The organism is Nocardioidaceae bacterium SCSIO 66511 (assembly GCA_023100825.1).
Classification (GTDB): Bacteria; Actinomycetota; Actinomycetes; order Propionibacteriales; family Nocardioidaceae; genus Solicola.
In genome coordinates, this window is record CP095846.1 from 241,388 (window position 1) to 265,088 (window position 23,701).

The 23,701-nt window shown below is 66.9% G+C and carries 26 protein-coding genes, 2 tRNA genes and 1 pseudogene; 14 read left to right on the forward strand and 15 right to left on the reverse strand.

Annotated features, from left to right (window positions below; genetic code table 11):
* Nucleotides 1-355: 355 nt before the first annotated feature.
* A complete protein-coding gene (locus tag MU582_01090; protein ID UPK75265.1) occupies nucleotides 356-850 on the forward strand; it encodes a hypothetical protein in 495 nt (164 codons plus the stop codon).
* A gap of 129 nt (nucleotides 851-979) precedes the next feature.
* On the opposite strand, the gene MU582_01095 is transcribed toward MU582_01090, so the two are convergent.
* Nucleotides 980-2,602, reverse strand: coding sequence for a phosphatase PAP2 family protein (locus MU582_01095; GenBank protein UPK75266.1), 1,623 nt, complete (start codon nucleotides 2,600-2,602; stop codon nucleotides 980-982).
* Nucleotides 2,603-2,714: 112 nt separating this feature from the next.
* On the opposite strand from MU582_01095, the gene serS reads away from it, so the two are divergent.
* Nucleotides 2,715-3,998 carry a serine--tRNA ligase gene (gene serS / locus MU582_01100; protein ID UPK75267.1) on the forward strand — a complete coding sequence of 428 codons (1,284 nt, stop codon included), beginning with the start codon at nucleotides 2,715-2,717 and terminating at the stop codon, nucleotides 3,996-3,998.
* Nucleotides 3,995-4,780: a Cof-type HAD-IIB family hydrolase gene (locus MU582_01105; GenBank protein UPK75268.1), complete on the forward strand. Its 786-nt coding sequence runs from the start codon at nucleotides 3,995-3,997 to the stop codon at nucleotides 4,778-4,780. Before serS ends, MU582_01105 begins: the two co-directional genes overlap by 4 nt.
* Here MU582_01105 and MU582_01110 read toward each other — a convergent pair.
* The 6 genes and pseudogenes from MU582_01110 to MU582_01135 all read right to left on the reverse strand — a co-directional run bounded on the left by MU582_01110 (nucleotide 4,722) and on the right by MU582_01135 (nucleotide 10,063).
* Nucleotides 4,722-5,246 (reverse strand): DUF6220 domain-containing protein, encoded by a 525-nt coding sequence (locus tag MU582_01110; GenBank protein ID UPK75269.1) that lies wholly within the window; start codon nucleotides 5,244-5,246, stop codon nucleotides 4,722-4,724. The genes MU582_01105 and MU582_01110 overlap by 59 nt on opposite strands.
* A complete protein-coding gene (locus tag MU582_01115; GenBank protein UPK75270.1) occupies nucleotides 5,243-5,512 on the reverse strand; it encodes a hypothetical protein in 270 nt (89 codons plus the stop codon). Before MU582_01115 ends, MU582_01110 begins: the two co-directional genes overlap by 4 nt.
* Nucleotides 5,513-5,584: 72 nt before the next feature.
* Nucleotides 5,585-7,150 (reverse strand): multicopper oxidase family protein, encoded by a 1,566-nt coding sequence (locus tag MU582_01120; protein ID UPK75271.1) that lies wholly within the window; start codon nucleotides 7,148-7,150, stop codon nucleotides 5,585-5,587.
* Nucleotides 7,147-7,587 (reverse strand): DUF6220 domain-containing protein, encoded by a 441-nt coding sequence (locus tag MU582_01125; GenBank protein UPK75272.1) that lies wholly within the window; start codon nucleotides 7,585-7,587, stop codon nucleotides 7,147-7,149. The genes MU582_01120 and MU582_01125 overlap by 4 nt, the downstream gene beginning before the upstream one ends.
* On the reverse strand, nucleotides 7,584-7,847 hold the full coding sequence (locus MU582_01130; protein ID UPK75273.1) for a hypothetical protein: 264 nt from the start codon (nucleotides 7,845-7,847) through the stop codon (nucleotides 7,584-7,586). The genes MU582_01125 and MU582_01130 overlap by 4 nt, the downstream gene beginning before the upstream one ends.
* Nucleotides 7,848-7,987: 140 nt before the next feature.
* Nucleotides 7,988-10,063, reverse strand: a pseudogene (locus MU582_01135) (MMPL family transporter).
* Nucleotides 10,064-10,421: 358 nt separating this feature from the next.
* Between MU582_01135 and MU582_01140 the strand changes: the two are divergent.
* Both MU582_01140 and MU582_01145 read left to right on the forward strand, forming a co-directional pair.
* Nucleotides 10,422-11,657, forward strand: a complete 1,236-nt coding sequence (locus MU582_01140) for a histidine kinase (GenBank protein UPK75274.1) — start codon at nucleotides 10,422-10,424, stop codon at nucleotides 11,655-11,657.
* The gene (locus tag MU582_01145; GenBank protein UPK75275.1) at nucleotides 11,654-12,343 is read left to right on the forward strand and encodes a response regulator transcription factor; all 690 of its coding nucleotides are present in this window, start codon (nucleotides 11,654-11,656) and stop codon (nucleotides 12,341-12,343) included. Before MU582_01140 ends, MU582_01145 begins: the two co-directional genes overlap by 4 nt.
* Nucleotides 12,344-12,360: 17 nt before the next feature.
* Here the strand turns inward: MU582_01145 and MU582_01150 are convergent, their stop codons facing one another.
* The 5 genes from MU582_01150 to MU582_01170 all read right to left on the reverse strand — a co-directional run bounded on the left by MU582_01150 (nucleotide 12,361) and on the right by MU582_01170 (nucleotide 16,181).
* Complete coding sequence (locus MU582_01150; GenBank protein UPK75276.1) at nucleotides 12,361-12,897, reverse strand: hypothetical protein; 537 nt, start codon at nucleotides 12,895-12,897, stop codon at nucleotides 12,361-12,363.
* 157 nt (nucleotides 12,898-13,054) lie between these two features.
* Entirely contained in the window at nucleotides 13,055-13,633 is a 579-nt protein-coding gene (locus MU582_01155; protein ID UPK75277.1) for a WhiB family transcriptional regulator, read from the reverse strand.
* A 156-nt stretch (nucleotides 13,634-13,789) separates the two neighbouring features.
* Entirely contained in the window at nucleotides 13,790-14,314 is a 525-nt protein-coding gene (locus MU582_01160) for a bacterial proteasome activator family protein (protein UPK75278.1), read from the reverse strand.
* A gap of 32 nt (nucleotides 14,315-14,346) precedes the next feature.
* A complete protein-coding gene (locus tag MU582_01165) occupies nucleotides 14,347-15,207 on the reverse strand; it encodes an aldose 1-epimerase family protein (GenBank protein UPK75279.1) in 861 nt (286 codons plus the stop codon).
* On the reverse strand, nucleotides 15,204-16,181 hold the full coding sequence (locus tag MU582_01170; protein UPK75280.1) for an NAD(P)H-quinone oxidoreductase: 978 nt from the start codon (nucleotides 16,179-16,181) through the stop codon (nucleotides 15,204-15,206). The genes MU582_01165 and MU582_01170 overlap by 4 nt, the downstream gene beginning before the upstream one ends.
* Before the next feature lie 57 nt (nucleotides 16,182-16,238).
* Here MU582_01170 and MU582_01175 point away from each other — a divergent pair, with 57 nt between their 5' ends.
* The gene (locus tag MU582_01175) at nucleotides 16,239-17,129 is read left to right on the forward strand and encodes an alpha/beta fold hydrolase (GenBank protein UPK75281.1); all 891 of its coding nucleotides are present in this window, start codon (nucleotides 16,239-16,241) and stop codon (nucleotides 17,127-17,129) included.
* Nucleotides 17,130-17,151: 22 nt separating this feature from the next.
* Here MU582_01175 and MU582_01180 read toward each other — a convergent pair whose 3' ends face one another.
* The 3 genes from MU582_01180 to MU582_01190 are packed head-to-tail and all read right to left on the reverse strand — an operon-like array spanning nucleotide 17,152 to nucleotide 18,694.
* On the reverse strand, nucleotides 17,152-17,907 hold the full coding sequence (locus MU582_01180) for an ABC transporter permease (protein ID UPK75282.1): 756 nt from the start codon (nucleotides 17,905-17,907) through the stop codon (nucleotides 17,152-17,154).
* The gene (locus MU582_01185; protein ID UPK75283.1) at nucleotides 17,904-18,146 is read right to left on the reverse strand and encodes a DUF6457 domain-containing protein; all 243 of its coding nucleotides are present in this window, start codon (nucleotides 18,144-18,146) and stop codon (nucleotides 17,904-17,906) included. Before MU582_01185 ends, MU582_01180 begins: the two co-directional genes overlap by 4 nt.
* Nucleotides 18,143-18,694 (reverse strand): molybdenum cofactor guanylyltransferase, encoded by a 552-nt coding sequence (locus tag MU582_01190; protein ID UPK75284.1) that lies wholly within the window; start codon nucleotides 18,692-18,694, stop codon nucleotides 18,143-18,145. Before MU582_01190 ends, MU582_01185 begins: the two co-directional genes overlap by 4 nt.
* A 34-nt stretch (nucleotides 18,695-18,728) precedes the next feature.
* On the opposite strand from MU582_01190, the gene MU582_01195 reads away from it, so the two are divergent.
* The 8 genes from MU582_01195 (at nucleotide 18,729) to MU582_01230 (ending at nucleotide 23,687) form a co-directional block, all read left to right on the forward strand.
* Nucleotides 18,729-19,508, forward strand: coding sequence for a carbon-nitrogen hydrolase family protein (locus MU582_01195; protein UPK75285.1), 780 nt, complete (start codon nucleotides 18,729-18,731; stop codon nucleotides 19,506-19,508).
* Nucleotides 19,505-20,578, forward strand: coding sequence for a hypothetical protein (locus MU582_01200; GenBank protein ID UPK75286.1), 1,074 nt, complete (start codon nucleotides 19,505-19,507; stop codon nucleotides 20,576-20,578). The genes MU582_01195 and MU582_01200 overlap by 4 nt, the downstream gene beginning before the upstream one ends.
* A 52-nt stretch (nucleotides 20,579-20,630) precedes the next feature.
* Nucleotides 20,631-20,722: transfer RNA gene (locus MU582_01205), tRNA-Ser, on the forward strand.
* Between the two features lie 145 nt (nucleotides 20,723-20,867).
* A complete protein-coding gene (locus MU582_01210; protein UPK75287.1) occupies nucleotides 20,868-21,356 on the forward strand; it encodes a hypothetical protein in 489 nt (162 codons plus the stop codon).
* A 69-nt stretch (nucleotides 21,357-21,425) separates the two neighbouring features.
* Nucleotides 21,426-21,512 (forward strand) — tRNA-Ser (locus tag MU582_01215).
* A 76-nt stretch (nucleotides 21,513-21,588) separates the two neighbouring features.
* Nucleotides 21,589-22,386 carry a polyphosphate kinase 2 gene (gene ppk2 / locus MU582_01220; protein UPK75288.1) on the forward strand — a complete coding sequence of 266 codons (798 nt, stop codon included), beginning with the start codon at nucleotides 21,589-21,591 and terminating at the stop codon, nucleotides 22,384-22,386.
* 101 nt (nucleotides 22,387-22,487) lie between these two features.
* Nucleotides 22,488-22,742, forward strand: a complete 255-nt coding sequence (locus MU582_01225; protein UPK75289.1) for a hypothetical protein — start codon at nucleotides 22,488-22,490, stop codon at nucleotides 22,740-22,742.
* A 78-nt stretch (nucleotides 22,743-22,820) separates the two neighbouring features.
* The gene (locus MU582_01230; protein ID UPK75290.1) at nucleotides 22,821-23,687 is read left to right on the forward strand and encodes an SDR family oxidoreductase; all 867 of its coding nucleotides are present in this window, start codon (nucleotides 22,821-22,823) and stop codon (nucleotides 23,685-23,687) included.
* The last annotated feature ends 14 nt before the right edge of the window (nucleotides 23,688-23,701 follow it).

The following is a 23,701-nucleotide window of genomic DNA, read 5'->3' on the forward strand; positions in this document are numbered from 1 at the left end:
CTGAACCGAAACCTACGAGTCAGGTGCTGCTTGCGAGGAACCCAGTCACCCACGAGGGACACGATGATGCGACGCATGCCTACCCTCCTACAAACATCCGTCGCCATAGTCCACCTTCGTCTAGAAGGCGCGCATAGGAACGCCGCGAGACTGCCCGACATGACCATTCGCGGGCGACACGGAACGGGCTGCTTCGACTCGATCTCTCATCCGTCACCGAGGCAGACGGTCAGTGCACCGTCAGCGCACTGACACCGAGATGTAAGGCCACCGTTCCATCGTGGGGTCCATCAGCACAGCGGGATCTTGGTTTGGCCATGCCCGACCGGCTTCCTTGGGAGGAGAAGGAAACAACATGAACAAGTTCACGACACTCGCGGTCACTCTGCTGGCCAGTGGCGCGGCACTCGGAGCCACCACCGCTAGCAGCGCATCTGCTGCTGAGTTGACCAGCAGCACCACGAACGCATCATCCGCTCAGACCACAATGTCCACCGCAGCGCAGTCGGTTGACACCACCGGGACTTCGTGCACCTGGGTACACGCGAAGCGGTACATCCCTGACGGCGAGGGCTCCAATGCAGGCTGGATCGGCTGGGTTGACTACAATCAGGGCGGATACGACCAGGACAACGTTGTCATCCACGACAAGATGCTCGACGCCCAGTCTGCTTCTGTCCTGGTGAAGAACAACCACACGGGTGCGACTGCGTACAAGCACGTGTACAGCGGCGATGTCGAGTGCCTGGACGTGGGAAACGTTCCCAACGGAGAGACCGTGAGCTGGAAGGCCTGCGGCTGGGACAACGGCGCCGTTCAGGAGTGCAGATACGGCACGTTCGAGGAGTAGGAGCGGGTTCGCTGAACACGGACACGGCGGCTTCACGTTCCACAGCTCGACCGGCGCGATCATCGACGACCGTACCCGACGCACCGAACCGCCGAAGCCCGTCACCAGCGGGCCAATCGGCACGCGTGCTCAGCTAGGGACGCGAATGAGTAGTACGCCCGGCTGTACCTCGGCGGTGAACTCGGTGCCCTCACCGATCGGATCGCCGTCGAGCTGACGGGGCGTCGGACGCTCGGCGCGTACGACGACCTTGCGGCCGGTGAGACGGTCGAGCTTCTCGTCGGTGCGCCGACGGCGGGTGAGTACGCGCGCCACGAGGCGTACCCAGCTCCAAGCGCGGGGCGGTGCGATGACCACGACGTCGATCTTGCCGTCGTCGATGGTGGCGTCCGGCAGCAGCGGGATGCCGCCTTGCAGTTGGCCGACGTTGCCGACTACGACAGTGCGTGCGCGGTACTTCTCGAACTCACCGTCGTCCACGGCGATCTCCACCCGCACCGCGGGGTATCGCAGCTGCTGAAAGGCCGACACGACGTACGCGAGCCAGCCGACCTTGGCCTTCATCTCGTCGCCGACACCGGTCATGATGGCGGCGTCGAGGCCTAGCCCGGCCATCACCAGGAAGCTGGTGTTGGTGATCGTCTCGGCGGCACCCTCGTCCTCCGGGGTGTCGGGGCTGCGGAACGACGCGAGGTCGATTGCGCGGTCCTGGCCGTTGAACGCAACGTCGATCGCATCGCCCTTGTGCAAGGGGATACCCAGATTGCGCGCGAGTAGGTTGCCCGTACCCAGGGGGATGACTCCGACCGCCACGCCCGTACGCGCGAGCTCAGCACACACGACGCGCACCGTGCCATCGCCACCGGCGACGAGGACCAGATCGACGCCCGCTTCGAGAGCTTGGTGCGCCATTGACGTGCCGGGGTCCTCGATTCGGGTCTCGTAGAAGGTCGGCGTACGCCAGCCTGCGGCCGTGGCGGCGTCTCGTACCTGTTGGCGGAAGACAGCGTTGTCGCCGACCTTTATCGGATTGAACACCACGGCGACGCGCTTCGACCCCGTGCCGGTCGTGGTGATGCGCGGGACGATGCCGTCGACTGCGGCGCGCATGACGATGACCCAGGGAATGAGCACGAGGAGAGATCCGAGCAGCAGCCCGGCGACCACGTCGCTGAGGAAGTGCACTCCGAGGAAGATGCGGTCGACGGCGATCAACGCGCCGACGGCACCCCACATAGCGATCAGGGCGTAGCGAATTGGGCCGCGAGCCGTGATCACGATCGTGAGCAGAATCATCGACGTGACCAGGACGCCCGCGCTGAGCGAATGCCCGCTCGGGTACGAAGTGCCGCCGATCTCGACAAGACGGAGGTCCAGGCCCGGGCGTGGTCGATCGAGCAGGCTCTTGGCGAACAGCGCGGCGAGCGTCGCGAGGAGCCCGGTCACGAGCAACCAGAGCACCGTGCGGTAGTGCCGGCGGGCGAGAAGCGCGATCGCGATCGCGATGATCAGCACGGTGACGTAGCCGCCGCGGCTGACGTTCTGAACCACGGTCCAGAAGTCGATCCACGTCTGTCGGCCCGCACCCAGGTCGTACGCCCATTCGGCGACGGCATCGTCGAGGTCGATCAACGGCGCCCACTCGAAGTGGACGGCGAGCGTCAACAGGGCCAATACGGCGACCATCGCGCCGATGACGACCCACCAGATGCGCGGCCGGGCAGGATGGGCTCGGCGAAGGTCGATGGGCACGGAGGACGTCCAGATGGTCGGAGACGGGCCCGACCAGCCTAATCGAGACGAATGGGGCAGACGCGCTGCGTACCGGAACAATCGCGTTGACGTGCGCCGATAGGCTTACGTCGTGATTGACGTACGCGTACTCCGTGATGACCCACAGGCGATCAGGGCTGCTCAGGAGCGGCGCGGAGAGTCTCCCGCCATCGTCGACGATCTGCTGGCAGCAGACGAGCGGCGCCGGTCGAGCATCGCGGCGTTCGAAGAGCTGCGAGCCGAGCAGAAGCGGCTCGGCAAGCTGATCCCGAAGGCACAGGGTGACGAGAAGCAGGCGCTGCTCGCTCAGACCAAGGAGCTCTCGGCAAAGGTGAAGGAGGCCGAGGCGCAGCAGAACGCCGCGGCGGAGGCCTTCGAGGAGTTGCTCAAGGCTGTCCCGAACATCGCCGCGCCGGAAGCGCCCGTCGGTGGCGAAGAGAACTTCACCACGATCGAGACCCATGGCGTCGTACGCGACTTCGAGGCGGAGGGGTTCGAGCCGCGTGACCACCTCGAGCTCGGCGAGCTGCTCGGTGCTTTCGACGTCGAGCGTGGAGCGAAGGTCAGCGGGGCACGCTTCTACTACCTGACCGGTGTCGGTGCGCAGTTGGAGCTCGCCCTCGTCCAGCTCGCCATGCAGCGCGCGGCCGAGTGGGGCTTCACCCCGATGATCCCGCCGTCGCTGGTCGGACCCCAGGCGATGGAAGGCACCGGCTTCCTCGGCCAAGCGGCCGACGACGTCTACTACCTGCCGAAGGACGACCTGTACTTGGTCGGTACGTCCGAGGTGCCGCTCGCCGCCTACCACGGCGGGGAGATTCTCGACGCCGAAACGCTGCCCCGCCGTTACGCGGCGTTCAGCCCCTGCTTCCGACGCGAGGCAGGCTCGTACGGCAAGGACACCCGCGGCATCTTCCGGGTGCACTGGTTCGACAAGGTGGAGATGTTCGTCTACACGACGGTCGAGGAGTCGTACGCCCATCACGAGCGCCTGCTCGGCTGGGAGAAGCAGTGGCTCGACGACCTGGAGCTCCCGTACCGCGTGATCGACACGGCTGCGGGCGACCTCGGGCTGTCGGCGATCCGCAAGTTCGACTGTGAGGCGTGGCTGCCGACGCAGCAGCGCTACCGCGAGGTTTCATCGACCTCCAACTGCACCGACTACCAGGCGCGTCGACTCAACACCCGCGTACGCACGCCCGAAGGAACGGTGACGGCTGCGACTCTCAACGGCACACTGATGGCCAGCACTCGTACGATCATCGCGATCCTGGAGAACCATCAGCAGCGCGACGGGTCGGTCGTCGTACCGGCAACTCTGCGGCCGTTCATCGGAGGCCGTGACGTGCTCGAACCTCTCGGGAAGGCAACATGACATTTCGTCCGAAACTGTTGGCGCTCGACGTCGACGGCACTCTCGTCAACGATGCGAACGAGCTTTCGTCCGAGGTGTACTCCACCGTCCGCGCCGCGGTCGACGCCGGCATCCAGGTGGTGATCTCGACCGGGCGATCTCTGCCGGGAGTGATGGACGCCGCGCGCAAGCTCGAGCTCGGTGACGAGTTCGCCGTCGCATCGAACGGCGCGGTGGTGTTCGAGTACGACCCGATCGATGTGATCCACACGGTGACGTTCGATGCGCGCGAAGCGGTCAAGCTGCTCCTCGAGCACGTTCCCGACGCCGCCGTGGCCGTCGAGGAGATCGGCGTCGGCTACCGCATCAACAAGCCGTTTCCCGACGGCGAGATCAACGGCCGGATGACCGTGCAGTCGATCGAGGAGCTCGTCGCCGAACCCGTCACTCGTGTGATCATCCGCAGCCCGGAGAAGTCGGCTGAGGAGTTCGCCGAGATGGCGCATTCGCTCGGCCTGGTCGGTACGAACTACTTCGTGGGCTACACGGCATGGCTCGACCTCGCACCCGAAGGCATCTCGAAGGCATCCGGGCTCGAGGTCGTCACCGAACGCCTCGGCCTGACCGCGGCCGACGTACTCGCCATCGGCGACGGGCACAACGATATCGAGATGCTCGAATGGGCCGGGCGAGGTGTCGCCATGGGCCAGGCTCCTGTGCAGGTTCAGGATGCCGCCGACGACGTCACCGAGACGGTCGAGAACGACGGTGCGGCTCTGGAGATCGCTCGTCACCTTCGATGACGGTTGGCGTGATCTTCGGGCCCGCAGATCCGTACGATGCGCGGCTCTGCTCGAGACCGCCCAACCGAGTCGTGAACGCGAGTCTCGACAGGATGCCCATGATGAGGAGTCCGTTGAGTGCGTGGAGCCCTCCGAACCAAGCGTCCTGGTCGCTGCCGAGCGACGCCAGCCCGTACTGACCGAACGTTGCCAGGACGACGAGCAGCACGGTGACTCCCACCGCAGACTTGCTCGGGCGCGCGATCAACCCGAGGACCAAGATCACGACCGTCAGCGCCTCGATGATCATCCCGAGGAAGCGGTGGTCGTCGTAACCTGCGCCGAACGCACCGTGCCCGGCGAGGACGATCTGGAGGACGCACGCGACCAGGGTCAGCACGCCGAGCGCGCGGAATGCGGCGAAGGCTCCGCGCCGGATGCTGCTGGTTGCCGGCTGCCCGACGGACCGGTTGGCGGTCTCCGTCATGGCGTGACACTGCCCGGTGACTCTGGCGATGCGAAGATCGGCTCGACAACGGGGTGCAGGCCAGGTCGCCGACGCACCGCGTCGAGAAGAAGCCGTTGCGAGAGTCGAGCGAGTGCCTCGTCGACCTGTACGAGGTCCGCGTCCGTGAGGTTCGCTCGCCGACGTAGCCGCTGTAGCTCCGTCGCGATGATGTGATCGCAGTCGCGTGCGATGCGTTCCGCGAGCCGTGTCCCGTTCGCCCGTGAGGGCGCATGCTTGGTGGTCATACCTGCATGACGAAACGGCACCCGGGTCCGTGACATAGCGGCAGCCGTAGGCGTTGCTGGGCAGACGCGAGATCAGACGATCTCGAAGTTGGCCATCATGGCCATGTCCTCGTGCTCGAGGTTATGGCAGTGGAGGACGTACTTGCCCGGATAGCTGTCGAACTTGACGAGGATGCGCGCCGTCTCGCCCTCCTTGAGGTCGATTGTGTCCTTCCAGCCGGCGTCGGTCGCCAACGGCTCGTCGTCGTTCTTGTTGCGTGACAACACCTTGAACGGCACCTGGTGCAGGTGAATCGGATGCGCCGGATCGCTCGACAGCTCCCAGATCTCGACCGAGTCGCGTGCGGGCTTTGCGTCGATGCGGTCGACATCGAACAGCTTTCCGTTGATGGTCCACATGTCCATCCCGTCGCGTTCGCCGTCCTGATCGAAATCGAACTTGCGGGTCACCTCGGCATCGGCCTCCTTCAGCTCTTCGTACGCGCGCAGGTCTGCGAGGGTGTCGGGGATCGGCTCGGGCTTCGGCGCCTTTCGTACGACGCGGAAGCGCATGACCTCCGCCATGTCGTCGTCGCCTGCGTCGTTCGTCATCGTTATCTCATCGCCCAGGTCGTAGCCGCTGAAGTCGATCACGACATCGAAGCGTTCGGCCTGTGCGATCGGGATACTGTCGTGGGTCACCGGCGATCCGAGTAGGCCGCCGTCGCTACCGATCTGGATGAATCCGTCGTCCGGTGCCGGATCGAGGCCGAGCTCGAGACGCCTTGCGTTGCTGGCATTCAGGATGCGGAAGCGGTACGTGGTTGCCGCGACCTCAAAGACCGGCCACGGAGCGCCGTTGACGAGCATCACGTCGCCGAGCACGCCGTCCAGGTACTCTTCCTCGACGCCGGGGTCACCCATCAGAGAGTCGTCGCGTGCGGGGTACTTGAACGACCCGTCGGACTCGAAGGCGCGGTCGCAGATCATCAGCGGCACCTCGCGGTCGCCGGACGGCAGCCCCAACGCTTCCTCCTCGTCGTCGCGCACGATGTGGAAACCGGCCAATCCGCGCCAGACAGCCGGACCGGTGAAATCCATCCGGTGGTCGTGGTACCAAAGCGTCGATGCCCGCTGTCGCATGGGATAGACGTACGTACGTTGACCTTCGGAGATGTCGCCGCCTGCCATGTGCGAGTGGCCGCCGTGCCCGCCACCGCCTGCCGGCAGCACCAGGTCGATCGGGTAGCCGTCGTGCTCAGGCGACGTACGAGCTCCGTGCAGGTGTACGACCGTCGGTACCGGTAGCTCGTTGCGGTGGCGCACGACGGTACGCCGGCCGCTGCGCGACTCGATCGTCGGACCGGGGAAGGTGCCGTCGTATCCCCACACGGATGTCGTCGTACCGGGCACGATCTCCTGCTGCTCCGCACGCTGCACGATCTCGAAGTAGTCCGTCGTGTCGTCCGATCGGACAGGCCGCAGCTTCTTCGGGATCGGCAGCGCGCGTTCGTACTTGGCGGGTAGGTTGATCGCGCTCTCGAGCGACTTTCCCGTGGTGGTTGACCTGTCCGACAGCGAACAGCCGGTACTGACGAGCGGTAACGCGATCGCCAGTCCCCCCGATGCTCGCAGCAGCGTGCGCCGGCTCAGAGTCACGAGCCCGCCTCCGTACGGGTCGAGGCGAAGCCCTTCTCGCCGAACGCAAGCCGGGAGAGCAGACCCATGATGACCAGGCCGTTGAGGGCGTGGATGCCGCCGAACCACGCGTCGGTGTCGTCGCCGAGCTGTGCGAGTACGGTCTGGCCGACGGTGGCGAGCAATACGACGAGCACGGTCAACCCGACCGTCAACCAACTCGGGCGGGCCATCAGGACGACGATCAGCATCACGATGGTGAGCAGCATGATGATTCCGCCCAGGGCTCGGTGCGCGTCGAAGCTCGCTCCGTACGCCCCGAGCCCGGCGAAGACGATCTGCACGACGCACGCCAGCAGCGTGAGCGCACCGAGCGCGCGGAACACGGTGAGCGAACCCCGTCTGAACCCGCCGGGTCCGGATGAGGTCGGTGTGGGATGAGTCGAGGTGTCGGTCATGAGATGCCCCTTCTTTGGGTTTCGAGCGGCGAGAAGACCGGCGCGACAGCGTCGTGCAACGCGGGTTGCCGGCGGATCGAGTCGAGTAGCAGCCGGTCGGCGAGATCGGTGAGCGCCGCGTGGAGTGCGGCGAGATCCGCGGCCGAGAGTCCGGGACGCCGCCGGCGGAGGCGGTCCACCTCAACGGCGATCACGCCGTCGCAGTGCCGCGCTACGTGTGCCAGCAGCTCGTCGCCGTCGTGGGTCGTCAGCCGTGCCATGTCCGCCCCCTTAGCCGATCTTGCAGCCCGACTCTGCCGCTGTTTGGTGCGTCAGCGCGTCGGCCGAGGAGCGACTCTTCGCGTACGTCAGAGGGAGTACTCCGCTCCATGACGTACGCCGTGTGTGTCGATCGGGCGACTCAGGAGTGAACACTCGCGTGCCCGGCTCGGTCGCGACTCTCGGGCAGGTACGTGTTCGCTCGGCCCTCGACGTGTAAGCGGGGAACCCAGCGATCCAATACGCGCGGCAGCCACCAGTTCCAGCGCCCGAACAATTGCATGACGGCAGGGACGAGGAGCATTCGGACGATAGTCGCGTCGACGAGGATCGCCGCCACCATGCCGATGCCGAACGACTTCATTATCACGTTGTCGATCGCGATCATCGCGGCGAAGACCACGATCATGATCGTCGCCGCGGCGGTGATCACGCTGCCGGTTCCGGCGAGTCCCTGGAGCACGGCCCGGCCGTTGTCGCGAGTCCGGGACCATGTTTCGCTCATCCGGCTGATCAGGAACACCTCGTAGTCCATGGAGAGCCCGAACAGCAGCGCGAACATGATCACCGGGACGTACCCGGCAATCGGGGCCGGATCGTCGATGCCGACGAGCTCGCCAGCCCAGCCGCCGTCCAGGAAGAACGCCAGGACGCCGAGGGCAGCACCGACCTACAGGAGGTTCATCAGGGCGGCGGTGAGTGCGATGAGGACACTGCGGAACGCCACCAGAAGGAGCAGCATCGACACGATCACGACACCGCCGATGAGATAGGGGAGTCGGTCGACGATCTCTGAGTTCATATCGATGGTCGTTGCGGTACGCCCACCGACATGGACCTTCGTGTCACTGTCCGCGACCGCAGCCGGTATTGCCTCGTCCCTGACCGCGTGCACCAAGTCCTCAGTTGCGCCATCCTGTGGCCCGGTTGACGGCACGACACTGAGCATCGCTGTGTCCCCGCCCGCATCGAACTGCGGCTGGGAGACGGCGGCAACGCCGGCCGTGTCCTGGAGGTGAGCGCGAAGCCGTTCGATGACAGCGCCGTCGGCGTTCGTCGTGTCGGCGACGACGAGCAGCGGGCCGCTCGTACCCGCGCCGAATGCGTCGGCGACCATTTCGTACGCCTCCCGATTGGACGTGCCGGCAGGGTCGTTGCCCGCATCGGGAATCGCGAACCTAGCACCGAAGAACGGCAGCGCCAGCAGGATCAGTACTGCGAACGCGCCCGTGGCGGCGAGACTGCTGCGCCGTTGCACGAACCGGCTCCATCGCACCCATCCCGGCGCGGCGACCAGGTGACCATCGGCATCGACGTGAGCAGTCGGTCGGCGGCGGATCGGGAGCCGAAGCCGGTCGATGCGCGTACCCAGGTAGCCGAGCATTGCCGGAAACAGGGTCAGGGCAGCGATCAGTACGACGAGTACACCCATCATCGTCACGACGGCTGTCCCGTCCATGATCGACATGCCCATCGCGAACAGTCCGGCCATGCTGACCATCACCGTTGCGCCGGCCACGAGGACCGCCCGGCCCGCGGTGTCGAGTGTCGCAGCCGTCGCGGACTCGGTGTCGAGCCCCGCCGCGCGCCATTCTCGGAACCGGGTCACCATCAGCAGGGCGTAGTCGATCCCGACGGCAATACCGAGCATCGCCATGATCAGCGATGCGTAGTCCGGTACGTCGAACGCCGCTGCGACGAGCCCGACCAGGCTCATGCTCACGGCCAGTCCGCCGATCGCAACGCCGAGCGGCAGGCCGGCGGCCACAACGGACCCGAAGGTGAAGAGCAGGATGATCGCGGCCGCGGCCAGACCGATCAGCTCGGTGTGGTTCTCCGGCTGCTCGGCAATCTGGACCGCTTGCCCGCCGAGGGCGATGTCTACACCGGCTCCCTCCGCTTCGTCGGCGAGTGACAGCAGCTCGTCGGTGTTCTCGACGGGCATGTCGTTGGGGTTCGTTACGCCGAGGTGCACTCTGGCCACCAGAGTGCGACCGTCGGGCGAGACGGCGGCATTGGCGGCGTACGGATCGTCAACGGCCACGACGTTGGGCACGGCCTCCATCTCGTCCAGGAGGGATTCAACTCGGCTCTGCACACCATCGACGGTCACGTCGTCGGCCTGGACTACAACATCGATCCGGTCGCCGGCCTGGTCCGGGAATCGCTCGCTGAGCAGTGTCTGTGCCTTCGCCGAATCCGATCCCGAGAGCGTCATCGCGTTGGTCGGCTCATCGCCGAGGGTCTGCGAAAGCCCGATGGCAAGGCCAAGGCTGAACAACCAGGCGAGCAGGACTGTTCCTCGTCTGCGGAAGCAGAGCCGTGCGATTCTGCCCAACGGGCCGGGCTCGTGGTTGACCCTTTGGCGCGGGCTGCCGTCGGCCGCGGTGGCTGCCTGTGGTGGTGAGTTCATATCAGCGATCGTCGCGTCGACATCGGGTTGGTCGCGTCGGCCCGCTGCTGAATCCGTGTACGCAGTTCTACGTACGTCTGGCGAGGCGACCACGCCGATCGACGTACGCCGCCACCTCATTTGGTGGACTCGTCCGGGGTCACCGAAACCTGGAATCAAGGCCATGCGAGAGTTTGCGGCCCGGCTCGGCCGGTCCACCCTGATCCAAGACGCGCTCCTTGCCGTCTTCATCACCGCCATGCAGGTGCAAGGCGTCCGACAGGCCGCCGAAGGGTCGGAGGTGGCGGCGCGATCTCTCGGCGCGTTCGGTGATCTCGGGTACGTGCTCCTCGCGCTGAGCGGCCTCGTGCTCGTCGCCCGACGACTGTTCCCCACTACGGTTTTCGTCGTCACCGCACTGATCAGCATGCTGTACTTCTCGCTCGACTTCCCGGACGGCCCGGGCTGGATCGCACTGTTCGTGGCGACCTACACCCTGACCGCTCATGGAGACGGGCGACGGTCATTGGTGATCGCCGGAGTGGGCATCGCGACGCTCGCTGCGAGCTGGCTGATCGCCGATGCTGACATCGAGCCACGGGCGGCCATCGGCTGGGTGTTCTTCCGGATTGGTGCGTCGATCATGAGCGCTGCGCTGGGCGAGTCGGCGCGGTCGCGGCGGGTCATCGCCGCCGAGGCTCAGGAGCGTGCGGAGCGCGCCGAACGCACCCGGGAAGAGGAGGCGCGGGCGCGAGTCGATGCCGAGCGACTCCGGATCGCACGTGAGGTACACGACACGGTCGCCCACTCGATTGCGATCATCAACGTCCAGGCAGGTGTCACCGCGCATGTCCTCGACAAGCGCCCGGAACGTGCGCGGGAGACGCTGGTCGCCATCGAACACACGAGCTCCGCAGCCCTCCACGAGATGCGCGCGATTCTCGGTGTGCTGAGGGATGCGAACGACGGGCGGGCGCCTCATCCTGGCCTCGGACAGATCGACGAGCTGATTGCGAAGGCGCGGGCAGCTGACCTCGACGTCGAATGCGGCGGCGATCCGGCAGGGACCGAGCTGCCCACCGCGGTCGGCAGCGCCGCGTATCGCATTGTGCAAGAGTCGTTCACGAACGTGATCCGTCATGTCGGACCCACCCGGGTCGTTGTCGTCGTCGAACGCACGCCAGATCATCTCGACGTGAGCGTGACCAACGAACCTCCCCGGCACGATCGCGGCCGGGCAAGAACCGCGCACGAACGGGTCGGCGAAGATACGGAGGGCGGACTCGGTCACGGGATCGCCGGTATGCGTGAACGCTGCGAGCTGCTGGGCGGTGAACTCGACGCGGGCCCGACTCGCGACGGCGGATTCGAGGTCAGGGCGCGGCTACCTCTCGCGCCCGTAGGGGCGGTTCCCGCATGAGTGCTTCGACTCCAGCCCGACCGGACGAGCCCATCAAGGTCCTGCTCGCCGACGACGAAGGCCTCGTACGCTCCGGATTCCGGGTCTTACTCGATACCGAGGACGACATCACTGTGGTCGGCGATGCCACCAACGGACTCGACGCGGTCGAGCAGGCCAGGGCAACCCGACCCGACGTCGTGTTGATGGACATCCGGATGCCGAAACTGGACGGGATCCAGGCGACGCGAGCGATCGCCGCGACGCCGGGGCTCGAGCAGGTGCGGGTGTTGATCTTGACGACGTACGACACCGATGCCTATGTGTACGAAGCGCTGCAGACCGGAGCCAGCGGTTTCCTGCTGAAGGATGCCGGTCCGGCGGAGCTGCTCCACGCCATCAGGGTTGTGGCTGCCGGCGACGCCCTCCTCGCGCCACGGATCACGCGGCGTCTGATCGGACAGTTCGCGGCCCGACGTACCGCCGAGGCGGAGGGTGAGGCGACGCTTGGCTTGTTGACCGAGCGCGAGCGCGAGGTCCTCGCCTTGCTCGGCCAGGGCCTGAGCAACGACGAAATAGGCGCACGGCTGTTCCTCAGCCCGGCAACCGCGCGTACGCACGTGAGCCGTGCGATGGGCAAGCTGGGCGCCCGCGACCGTGCGCAGTTGGTGGTGATCGCGTACCAGACCGGACTCGTCACGCCGTGATGTCTGTGGTGACGCGATCAGCGTGACGCCTGTTTGCGGATCCGCCCCCACGGCTTGAACACCGAGAGGGTGACCGCGATCGTCAGCGCAGTGAGCGAAACGGTCGGCGGAAACCCCATCTGCCCCGTATCGACCGGGCTCGGGGTCTCACCGGCGAGCACGGCGCGACCGTACGCATCCAGGTCGTTGACGCCGGGTCGCAGCGCAACCAGCACCAGAGTGGTGAGGATGATGTTCAGACACAGTTTGATCGTCACCCACCAGTAGCGGAGCAGGCCGTACTTCGTGCCGAGCCCGAGCAGTACGCCGGTGGTGAGGCAGACCAACCCCGCAGTGAACATCGGCCATACCGCGATCATGCCGAGCGCGCGGTACGCGACTGCCTGTGTCTGGACGTCGTCGGTGACGAGGCTGACGACCGTCAGCAGTGCGATGACCACGTCGATGCCGATCCACGCGGCTGCCGACGCGATATGTGTCACGAGCATGGTCTTACGCAGTCGTCGACTGACCGTCAGCGTCGGTCGTACCTTGTGGGCCGTAGCGGTGGACATCACGATCTCCAGGTTCTGGCAGAGCCGGGTGGCTCGGTGTGATGTCGACTATCGCGTCGACTGGCCGGGCACCGCGTCCCATGGGAGACGGCATCGCGCGTACGTCAGCGGGCGCAGCACGGGCTGCGGGCCGAGGCCGACGGTGGTAGTGCCGTGATCAGCGATCTGCTTCGACGACAGAGTCGAAGCAGTCGAGCACATCGTCGACGGTGGGTACGTTCTTGCGCTTGGGCTCGGGGCGCGCGGGCGCGGCCTCTGCCTCGCGTGCCCTGCGCAGATGCCGCTTCACCGTCGACAGCGAGCAGCCGAGGCGCTCGGCGATCGACTCCAGCGAGTCGGCGGGGAACGCCGCCCGGGTGGAGAGCACGGTCTGATGGTCGATCGGCTTGCCCTCGGCGCGTACGCCGGCGATGGCGTCGAAATCTTCGGTCTGCACCGAGACACCGAGCATTCGACGGATGCGACGGCGTTCGCGGGCCGTCGTGCAGCCGACGTACCCGGAGACATCGACGTGTACGACCGCGCGGTACAGACAATCGATGAACAGCGGGCATCCGGCGCACGCGTTGCGGACGGTCTCCAGCCGCTCGCGATACTCAGCCCAGACCGCCTTCGCCACCTTGGACTGGACCGGCGGGTTGTCGAGCATCTCATCGAGATACAGCTGCGGTTGCGCGGCGCAGGGCGGCACCTCATCATCGCCGGGTGCACCCGGCGTGGATGGAGTGACCTGCATTTGTGTCCCGTCGTCTCTAGGCAGAACTACGGCTCGTGCGGCTCAGCGTACGCATGCTCGATGCGCAAGATACTCGGCCACGGGGTGTTCCGGACACCCCGCCGTCCGGTTGAGACGCACTATGCCCGCACAGGGTTCACCCAAAGCGCATCCGAGTCAGAGATACATCCCGCGTCCGCCGGGCGACTCTCCCTCGCCGACACCTTGCCCTTGCGCGCCGGCTTCCAACCCTCCGGGCAACGCGCGGCGGATCTGCTGCAACTGGGACTGCGCAGCCATCTGCTGGGCGTAGATCGCGGTCTGGATGCCGTGGAACAGGCCCTCGAGCCAGCCGACGAGCTGGGCTTGCGCGATGCGCAACTCGGATTCGGACGGTGTTTCGGACCCGAACGGCAGGCTGAGCCGCTCCAGCTCCTCGATCAGCTCGGGCGCGAGCCCGTCCTCGAGCTCCTTGATCGAGGTCGTATGGATCTCACGGAGCCTCGCCCTGCTGGCGTCGTCGAGCGGCGCGGCCTTCACTTCTTCGAGAAGCTGCCGGATCATCCCGCCGATCCGCATCACCTTCGCCGGCTGCTCGACGAGGTCGGTGACCGACGGAGGCGTGTGCTCGCCGTCGTCGGACAACGGGACCGGTTGGCCGTCGGGTCCTATCACGGTGTGTTCGGATGGCGTCTCGGACATACGGCCACTCTACTGAGTCCAGCTGGCCGAAATCAGGCGACTGCGCGTACGCCCCAATCGACGCGGTACGTCGCACCCGGCGCGATCACGACGAGGTCGTTGCCACTTCGGAAGGCGTCGGGCGGGCTGGTGCAGGGCTCGACCGCGATTGCGTCGCGGTCGGGTGGCGTGAAGAGCTGCACCCACGGCATGGCCGGTGACCACCACACCTCTACTCCGCCGATGCGGAGGCGATGACGCCCGTCGTCTGATGCCGCGATTCCGCTGAACGCATCGTCGAGGTGAAGCGGCCCGATCGGATGAGCCGAGGTGAAGTCGTACGGGGTGTCGACGGCGGACTCTTGGCCGATCGGCAGGAGGCGCACGTCATCGGTGAGCAGGCGTTCGGTGGCCTCGAGTCGCAGCGGCGCGGCGTCGATCGGCGTGACGCCCGGGCGGATGTACGGATGGAAGCCGCAGCCGAACGGTGCGCGGGTCGCCCCGGTGTTGCTGGCATCGAGGCGCACGGTCAGCCCCGAATCGGTGAGTGCGTACGTGAGCGTCAGGACCAGCTCGAAGGGATAACCGGCCGGCTGCGCGAGCTCCAGGCGCAGCGTCACCGTGTCGTCGGCGCGCTCCGAACACTGCCAGTCCCGGTCGAGTACGAGCCCGTGCAGCGCGTTTCGGCGCTCCGGCTCGGTGACCGGCAACACGTGTTCGTTTCCGTCGAAGCTGTATCGCCCGTCGGCGATACGGTTCGACCATGGCGCCAGGACGGCGCCCCGAAAGTGCGGCGGCCCGGACTCGCCCGCCTGCGGAGTCACCAGGTCGGTGCCGTCATGGGTGAGCGTCGCGAGGCCTCCGCCGTGTCGGTTGACCTGCGCGGCGTACGCGCCGGCGGCGAGCTCGATCACGTGGTGAGGAGTACCTTGCCGATGTGCGTGCTGTCCTCGAGCGTTTGGTGCGCATCGCGTACCTGCTCGAGCGGGAAGGTAGTGTGCACGATCGGTCGAATCGCGCCTTCGGCGACCAGCGGCCACACGTTCTCGCGTACGCTCGCGACGATCGCGGCCTTCTCGTCGGCTGGGCGCCCACGCAGCGAGGTCGCCAGGACCGCGCCCCGCTTGCGTAGCAAGGTGGCGATGTTCAACTCGCCCTTGACCCCGCCCTGCATGCCGATGATGACGAGACGTCCGGACGTTGCGAGCAGATCGACGTTGCGGGGCAGGTACTTGGCACCCATGTTGTCCAGGATGACGTCGGCGCCGTGCCCGTCGGTCGCCTCTCGTACAACCTCGACGAAATCCTGGTCGCGGTAGTTGACGGCGATGTCTGCGCCGAGCTCACGGCATGCGTCGAGTTTCGCCTCGGTGCCCGCAGTAACGGCGACCCTTGCCCCGAGGGCCTTTGCGAGCTGGATCGCCATCGTGCCGATGCCGCTGCTGCCACCGTGTACGAGGAGCACCTCGCTCGGCTGTAGGCCGGCGAGCATGAACACGTTGGACCACACCGTGGAGGCAACTTCGACAAGGGAGGCGGCCTCGGTGGTCGTGATGCCGTCGGGCACGGGGAGGAGTTGTCCGGCGGGCACGGCCACCTGCTCCGCGTACCCGCCTCCCGAAAGGAGAGCGCACACCGGGTCACCGATGGTCCACCCGTCGACTCCCGCACCGACCGCGCTGACCTTGCCGGCGCACTCGAGGCCGAGTACGTCGGTCGCGCCGGGCGGGGGTGAGTAGTTGCCCATCCGCTGCAAGAGGTCTGCACGGTTGACTCCGGCGGCCTCGACATCGACCACGACCTCGCCCGCGGCAGGTTCTGGGGAGTCGCGGTCGACGAGCTCGAGGGCGTCGACACCGCCCGGCTCGGGCACAATCACTGCACGCATGCCGCAACCGTAACCGGCCGCGCGCCACCGCTTGAGGGAGTGGTCTACGGTGCAGGCATGAAGCGGTTCGACGTGAAGTTCGCCTCAGGCCCAGATGCCTGTGCAGGTTGGCTTTACGAGCCCGACAGCGCCCCTCCGCGTACCCCTGTCGTGGTTCTCGGCCACGGTCTCGGCGCGACTCGGGAGATGGGCCTCGCTGCGTACGCCGAACGCTTCTGCGAGGCGGGCTACCGAGCGCTCGCATTCGACTACCGCCACTTCGGCGACAGCGAGGGCGAGCCGCGACAACTTCTCGACCTACGGCGCCAGCTCGACGACTGGACGGCGGCCGTTCACTACGCACGTACGCTGCCCGGCGCAGACCCGGAGCGGGTCGTGCTCTGGGGTACGAGCCTGGGAGGTGGTCTCGTACTGTCCGTCGCCGCTCGTGACCACCGCATTGCCGCGGTGATCGCACAGTGTCCGTTCACCCACGGGATCGCGTCGGCCGTCAAACTCGGCCCGACCAGCAGTACGAAGGTCCTCCTTGCCGGCCTGCGAGACCTCGGAGCGCATCTGCGTCATCGCAAGCCGGCGACGGTGCGCATCACCGGTCAGCGCGGTGATGCGGCGCTGATGGTGACGAGCGATGCGGCCGACGGCTATGCGTCGCTCGTGCCCGTCGGCGGCAGCGTGCCCGATCGAGTCTCCGCGCGGGCCGGGCTGACGATCCCGATGTACGCGCCGGGCAGAGCGGTGCGGAGCATCGAATGTCCGGTGCTGTTCTGCGTATGCGACAACGATTCCGTCGCGCCCGCGCGAATCACGCGCTGGTACGCACGGAAGGCGCGTACTCGCGAGGTGCGGCGCTACCCGATCGGTCATTTCGACATCTACCACGGTGACGCGTACGAGTCCGCGATCGCCGATCAACTGGCCTTCCTGGAGCGCCGCGTACCGGTCGGCTGAGACCCGAGCACGGTGCGGTTCGTCACGACCTCGCCGGGACCCAGCTCCCCGTCGGTTGCGTGTGCGCCAGCCACTCGATCGCGATGACCACCGCGATGACCTGGGCCGCGAGAATTCCCACCAGTACGAGGATCTGTGCCGCTCCCGCCTCGGTCGGAGAGCCGCCGCCGAGGAGCACACCGATGAATGCACCGGGCAAGGTCACCAGCCCGACCGTGCGGGTCTGGTCCATCGTCGGGATGAGGGCCGTGGTCGCGGACGGGCGCATCAGCATCAGCGCGGACTCGCGATCCGACAGTCCGAGGGCGAGAGCCGCCTCGTACTCACCGAAGCGTTCCGACAGCGCCTGCAGCGAGAGCCGCCCGGCGACAGACGTACCGACCATCGCGTTGCCGATGATGATGCCCGAGATCGGGAGTACCGCTTCGGTCTGCCACGGTACGACGCCGCTCGCGAGCACGACCGTGAGGACCGGCGCCACCCCGACGGCGATGGGAACGATCGGCCACAGCGGTGGCCCGCTTGCACGGCCGATTCGCCCCCACGACGTCCACGCCCCGACGATCAGCATCAGCGCGATGAACGCGGCGGTCCAGTAACCCGAGCGAAGCACCCAGACGAGAACCAGCGAAACCGCGGCGAGTTGGACGACCGCGCGCACAACGGAGTACGCGAGCCGCCGCGAGACCTCGAGTCGGCTGACCGCGCCGATGACCACGGCGAGCAGCGTCAGACCGGCGAGGACCGGCCCGAGCGCCCAGCTCGTCGCGTCGATCACTCGTCGTCGGAGGTGGGCGGGACGAGTGAGCGGATGACGGCATCGACGTCGGCGATGTCAGCGAGGGATCCGCCTCGCGCCGCGGCTGCGTAGCCGATCAAGAACGCCGTGACGGGTGCCGCCGGCCGCTCGACGGCGTGAGCAACGTCGCGGGCGGTGTCCAGGATCGTGCGAAGGTCGGGCTCGACGTCGATGTCGAGTGCCTGGCGTGCCTCGTCGGTCCACTGCTGCAGGTTCATGGCTCAGACGGTATGTCGTCCGGTGTATCGATGTCGTGCGACTCGTCGCCGACCGCTGAAACGCGCGTTAGTTCGAGGGCTCCGAGCAGGTCTCGCATCGCGGCGCCGGCCCAGGTGTCCCGCGTACTGACCCGTCGCTGGAGCGAGGACGTACGTACGACCGCGCACAGCCACTGCGGTCGTGCGGCGGAGTCCTGCAGCACCGCGCCGTCTCCTGCCACGCCGTCGACCAGCCTGGCGACGGTCGACCGCTCGACGTAGGGAAGGTCGCCGGCGAGAACGGCGACAAGGCCCGAGTCGAGGTACGGCACCGTACAGGCCACACCGTTCGCCGGACCCGTGCCGGGCGGCTCTTCGCGGACCCAGCGAATGCGCGCGTCGTCTTTGACGGGTCGCGCCGGGCCGACCACGAACCGCGTGTCCGCGTCGTCGACGGCCGCGAGCACCCGGTCGAGCACGGAACGGCCCCCGACCGTCACCCGCGTCTTGTCGGTGCCGAGGCGTGACGAGCGGCCGCCGGCGAGGATGACGGCGTCATAGGGGGTCACTCGCCCATCTTGGCAGTCCTGCCAAGATGGATGGATGCGCATCGCCTTGCACCAGATGAGTGCGACGACCGATTCGGCCGAGAACCGCGAGGCCGTCGAGAACGCTCTCGACGGCGTACGTTGCCCGGTCGATCTGGTCGTGCTCCCTGAGGCGGTCATGCACGACTTCGGCGCACCCGATTACGACCTTGCCCCCGTCGCCGAGCCGCTGGACGGCCCGTTCTGTTCGCTGCTCGCGCGCCACGCCGAACGCCTCGCCACGACGATCGTCGCGGGCATGTTCGAGTCGAGCGACGGGCTGCCGTACAACACACTGGTCGCATTCGGCTCGGACGGTTCGCTGCGTGCCGCGTACCGCAAGATCCACCTGTACGACTCGTTCGGCTACCTGGAGTCGGAGCGGCTTTCGCCGGGGGAGGTCACGACCACAACGATCCCGGTCGCCGATCGCACGATCGGGCTGATGACCTGCTACGACCTGCGATTCCCGGAGTATGCCCGCGAGCTCGTCGACGCCGGCGCCGATGTGTTGGTCGTACCCGCAGCCTGGGTTGCCGGTCCGCTCAAGGAGGACCACTGGATCACCCTTCTCCGCGCCCGCGCGATCGAGAACACCGTCGACGTGATCGGCGTCGGCCAGAACGGTCGCCGCTACTCGGCCGGTACGTCTGTCGTCGACCCGTTGGGTGTCGTCAGCGTTGCTGCCGGTGAGCGTACGACGACCGTCTACGCCGAGGTGGAGGCCGGCCGGCTGGCCGAGGCGCGCGCCACGAACCCGTCGCTCGCCAACCGCCGGATAGGGCGGCCTCGATGAGCCATCGCAGCCCGATCGAGCCGGCCCGCGACAGCGAGACCGGCATGACGGGCCTCTACAACCTGCCAACGGTCGGCAATCAGCGCCCGCGATCCGGCCGGTGGTATTCGGTGTTGTGCTGGCTCGTGCTGTTGGTCGCGGGCACGGCGGCCGCTCTGACCGGTTTGGTCGACCTCGGGATCGACGTGACCGACCGGGTTGCAGCGGTCGGCTCGGCGTTACTGACGGTGCTGTACATCGTCGCGCTGGCGCATCGCTGCGGTGGCCGCGTGGTCCTGTGGGGCGGTCTCACGCTCATCGCAGCAGTCACCTGGCTGGTCTGGGACCCCTCTTGGCTCACCGCCGGGATGGCCGTTGCCGGCGCGGTGTCGTCCGGCGTACTCGCGGTGATGCTCACCCGTCCCGCACGTACGTGGTGGCAAGCGGCGATGGAAGCACTCATCGCTGCCGTCGTCGCGGGAACCGGCGCGGTGGCCGTTGCGGGCTTCGAAGCCGACGTGATCACCCAGCGCTACAACATCAGCGTCCACATCCTCGCGCTGATCCTCACCATCAGCGTCGTCTGGGGCCTCGGGGCCGGCCTGCACGGCCTCGGCCGCCGTGGGTTCGTGACGATCCTGGGCGGGGCAGTCCTGATCCTCGTCGTCTTGACCTACGGCACGATCTTGCGGACGTACGGCTCCTCGACCGTCGTCGACGGGGTCGACGATCTGATCGCCTGGTTGCGTGACACCTTCGGGGGCGTACCCCGGCCGAGCGAGGTGCTGGTCGGGTTCCCGGCCCTCGTCTGGGGTGTCAGCACACGCTCGACCCGGCGCCAGGGCTGGTGGATGTGCGCGTTCGGCGTCATCGGCACCGGCACCATCGCAACCTCGCTCGTCTCACCCGATGCAGTCACCGACTACGTCGCCTGGTCGTCGGTGTACTCGGTCGTTCTCGGCATCCTGCTCGGCCTCGTCGTACGCCGCATCGACCAGCTGCTCACCGGCGGCACCGGACGCCGCGCTCGCCGCAACGAGGCCGAGGCACAGATCCGGCCCGAACCGCCACGTACGGCGGCCTTGCGGTAGCCCGGCACTCCTCGGATGCGACAATCGGTGCCGGCGTCGTACGCGGCGCCGAGGAGGGGTGCCGGAGCGGCCGAACGGAACCGCCTTGAAAGCGGTCACTGGTAGAGATATCAGTCGCGGGTTCGAATCCCGCCCCCTCTGCCACGGCGGCTTCCCGCCCACCGAAGTTTGGTACGAATTGCACCACCGAGACGGTGCTGCGTGGTGCAATTCGTACCAAACTCCGGTCGACGGAGCGTCCGGTCCACACGGCGGCCGACCTGCAGGGCTGGGCTAGTCTTCGTACGCCATGTCTGATCAGCCCTCCGAGCGCCCCTCGGTTCCCGCCACCGTCTACCGCCTCGACGCCCGCCCGGGTCTGCGCCTGTTCGGGCTCAGGTTCGTTCTGGCAGCGGTCCTGGTGATGGCGGCCTGGTTGCTTGCCGGGATCTTCGATGACGGTTTCGGGCGGGTTGCGGCCTGGGTGCTCGGGGTGCTCGCGGCGCTGCTGGTCCTCGCCAGCGTGCTCCTCCTTCTCCTCCCGCCCGTGGTCGTACGCCTCGACGACGATGGGTACGCGCTGGGCCGAGTCCCGCAAGGGGGCGTACGTCAGGCGCGCTGGCGTGAGGTTTCGCGCGCGTCTACCGGAGACTCGATCCACGGGTACGCGCTCATCATCAGGGTCGGCGACGGCTCGTCCACGATCCCGCTGCTGCTGGTCGCCGCCCGCTCCGAGGAGCTGCAGCGCGAGGTGAACGAACGCCTCAACCGCGCACATGGATACCGCCCGTTGGAGTAGCCGGCCGGCGACCTAGTAGTCTGTGGCGACGCCACTTGTTGTACGCGAGTTCGTGCGCTCCGGTGGCATGGAGGTGTCGCATAGTGGCCTAGTGCGCCCGCCTGCTAAGCGGGTTGAGGATGAAACCTCTCGCGGGTTCAAATCCCGCCACCTCCGCCGCTGCGGCCAGCACTTCTCGAAGTGCTGGCCGCTTTGCATGCCCCCGCCGAGAAGCGATGCGATGATGCGGAGTGTGGACACCGTCGACCAGCGCGCGAGGTCGGGCGATCTGGCGCATCCCCCGAAGCTCAAACATTCGAAGTATCGCCACGAACTGCACGAGCTCCAGGTCGAGCTGGTGAAGCTGCAGTCATCTCTTCACGAGCACGGCCAGCGGGTGCTGGTGATCTTCGAAGGTCGCGATACGGCCGGGAAGGGCGGCACCATTGCGCGCTTCCAGGAGCACACGAATCCGCGATCCGTACGCCATGTAGCGCTCGCCAAGCCGAACGACACCGAGCGCAGTGAGTGGTACTTCCAGCGATACGTCGCACACCTGCCGTCGGCCGGTGAGCTCGCGCTGTTCGACCGGTCTTGGTACAACCGTGCCGGAGTCGAACGCGTGATGGGCTTCTGCACTGAGGAGGAGCACGCGCTGTTCCTGCGGCAGGCGCCTGAGCTGGAGCGATCGCTGGTGGAGTCCGGTATCAAGGTGTTCAAGCTGTGGCTCGCGGTCAACTACGACGAGCAGGCGCGACGTCTCGAGTCGCGCCGGACCGACCCCCTGAAGCGGTGGAAGCTGAGCTCGCTCGATCGGTTCGCCCAGGAACGCTGGGACGACTACACCGAAGCGATGGAGACGATGTTCCGGTTCACCGACACCGTAGAGGCGCCGTGGTGGGTCGTGAACAGCAACGACAAGCGGTCGGGTCGGCTGAATGCGATCCGGCTCGTACTCGACGGCCTCGAGTACGACGGAAAGGATCCCGACATCGCGCGACCACCCGATCCCGGACTGGTCTGTCGTCCGGCTGATGCATTCCCCCTGTAGGTCTAGACCCACTGCCGATCTAGAGGTACGACCCTCGTTGCGGCCGGATCAGCCTGCCAGACTCGAGGAGTAACGACCGAACGTCCCGAGGAGACCGACCGATGAACGAACAAGCCGCCGACGAATGGCTCCTCCCTTCGATCGTACTCAAGGTCGTGACCGTCATCGCGGTGTTGGTCTCGGCGGTCCAGGCGTCGGTATGGGCCACCATCTGTCTGCTGACCTGGGATTTGAAGTACCCGTGGTGGTTGTGGTCGACGCTCATCGCCGCCGCGGTGGTCGGGTCGTTCTGGGCATACAACGCGATTCTGCGACGGATTCTGGCCGACGAGCCCGCACCGTCCGAGGAGCATTGAGGCGCGCTCACGACGGCGCTCGTCGCGTGTGTGTCGCAACTACCGGGTAACGCTGGTCGCGTCGCCTAACCTGGACCTATGTTCGCTATCACGGGCGCGACGGGGGCGGTGGGCAAGCGAGTCGCCGCGCGTCTCGCCGCGGCGGGCGCGCAGCAGCGTCTGGTCGTCCGCGACCCGACCCGCGCACCGTCGTTGTCGGGCGTCGAGGTCAGTGCGCCGGCGGAGTTCGCCGACCGGGAGTCGATGGTCCGTGCATTCGACGGCACCGACACTGTCTTCCTGGTCTCCGGCCGCGAGGCGGCGAACCGGGTCGACGAGCACCGCAGCGCCGTCGACGCCGCTGTGCGCGCGGGCGTCTCACGCATCGTCTACCTGTCGTTCCAGGGCGCGGCGGAGTTCTGCACGTTCACCTTCGGTCGCGACCACTGGCATACCGAGCAGTACATCCGCGACTCTGGACTCGAGTTCACGTTCTTACGCGATTCGCTTTACCTCGGGGCGGTGGTTTCGTTCGTCGGTGACGACGGTGTCATCCGTGGGCCCGCCGGCGACGGACGGGTAGCGGCCGTCGCACGCGATGACGTCGCCGACGTCGCGGCGTCGATTCTGGTCGACGGCGACACCTCGGGTCGCACCTACGACGTCACCGGTCCGGACGCGATCTCGCTGGCCGAGGCCGCGCAGATCATCGGTCGCGCCTGCGGACGTGACATCACCTACCACGATGAGACGATCGAAGAGGCGTACGCGTCGCGTGCTCAGTACGCGGCCGAGGAGTTCGAAGTGACCGGCTGGGTGTCGTCGTACCAGGCGATCGCGGCCGGTGAGCTGTCGAAGGTGAGCGAGACCGTCGAGCGCATCACCGGCCACGCACCGATGGGCCTTCCCGAGTACCTCACTCGCCATCCGGCGAGCATCAGCCGGCTGCTTCCTCGCTTCGGCTGAACCAGCGCGAGCGG

Bases quoted from the DNA above. Each gene is read 5' to 3' on its own strand.
- MU582_01090 (UPK75265.1), top strand. From the start codon at position 356: ATGAACAAGTTCACGACACTCGCGGTCACTCTGCTGGCCAGTGGCGCG.
- MU582_01105 (UPK75268.1), top strand. From the start codon at position 3,995: ATGACATTTCGTCCGAAACTGTTGGCGCTCGACGTCGACGGCACTCTC.
- MU582_01110 (UPK75269.1), bottom strand. From the start codon at position 5,246: ATGACGGAGACCGCCAACCGGTCCGTCGGGCAGCCGGCAACCAGCAGC.
- MU582_01115 (UPK75270.1), bottom strand. From the start codon at position 5,512: ATGACCACCAAGCATGCGCCCTCACGGGCGAACGGGACACGGCTCGCG.
- MU582_01125 (UPK75272.1), bottom strand. From the start codon at position 7,587: ATGACCGACACCTCGACTCATCCCACACCGACCTCATCCGGACCCGGC.
- MU582_01130 (UPK75273.1), bottom strand. From the start codon at position 7,847: ATGGCACGGCTGACGACCCACGACGGCGACGAGCTGCTGGCACACGTA.
- MU582_01140 (UPK75274.1), top strand. From the start codon at position 10,422: ATGCGAGAGTTTGCGGCCCGGCTCGGCCGGTCCACCCTGATCCAAGAC.
- MU582_01145 (UPK75275.1), top strand. From the start codon at position 11,654: ATGAGTGCTTCGACTCCAGCCCGACCGGACGAGCCCATCAAGGTCCTG.
- MU582_01150 (UPK75276.1), bottom strand. From the start codon at position 12,897: ATGTCCACCGCTACGGCCCACAAGGTACGACCGACGCTGACGGTCAGT.
- MU582_01155 (UPK75277.1), bottom strand. From the start codon at position 13,633: ATGCAGGTCACTCCATCCACGCCGGGTGCACCCGGCGATGATGAGGTG.
- MU582_01160 (UPK75278.1), bottom strand. From the start codon at position 14,314: ATGTCCGAGACGCCATCCGAACACACCGTGATAGGACCCGACGGCCAA.
- MU582_01170 (UPK75280.1), bottom strand. From the start codon at position 16,181: ATGCGTGCAGTGATTGTGCCCGAGCCGGGCGGTGTCGACGCCCTCGAG.
- MU582_01175 (UPK75281.1), top strand. From the start codon at position 16,239: ATGAAGCGGTTCGACGTGAAGTTCGCCTCAGGCCCAGATGCCTGTGCA.
- MU582_01185 (UPK75283.1), bottom strand. From the start codon at position 18,146: ATGAACCTGCAGCAGTGGACCGACGAGGCACGCCAGGCACTCGACATC.
- MU582_01195 (UPK75285.1), top strand. From the start codon at position 18,729: ATGCGCATCGCCTTGCACCAGATGAGTGCGACGACCGATTCGGCCGAG.
- MU582_01200 (UPK75286.1), top strand. From the start codon at position 19,505: ATGAGCCATCGCAGCCCGATCGAGCCGGCCCGCGACAGCGAGACCGGC.
- MU582_01210 (UPK75287.1), top strand. From the start codon at position 20,868: ATGTCTGATCAGCCCTCCGAGCGCCCCTCGGTTCCCGCCACCGTCTAC.
- MU582_01225 (UPK75289.1), top strand. From the start codon at position 22,488: ATGAACGAACAAGCCGCCGACGAATGGCTCCTCCCTTCGATCGTACTC.
- MU582_01230 (UPK75290.1), top strand. From the start codon at position 22,821: ATGTTCGCTATCACGGGCGCGACGGGGGCGGTGGGCAAGCGAGTCGCC.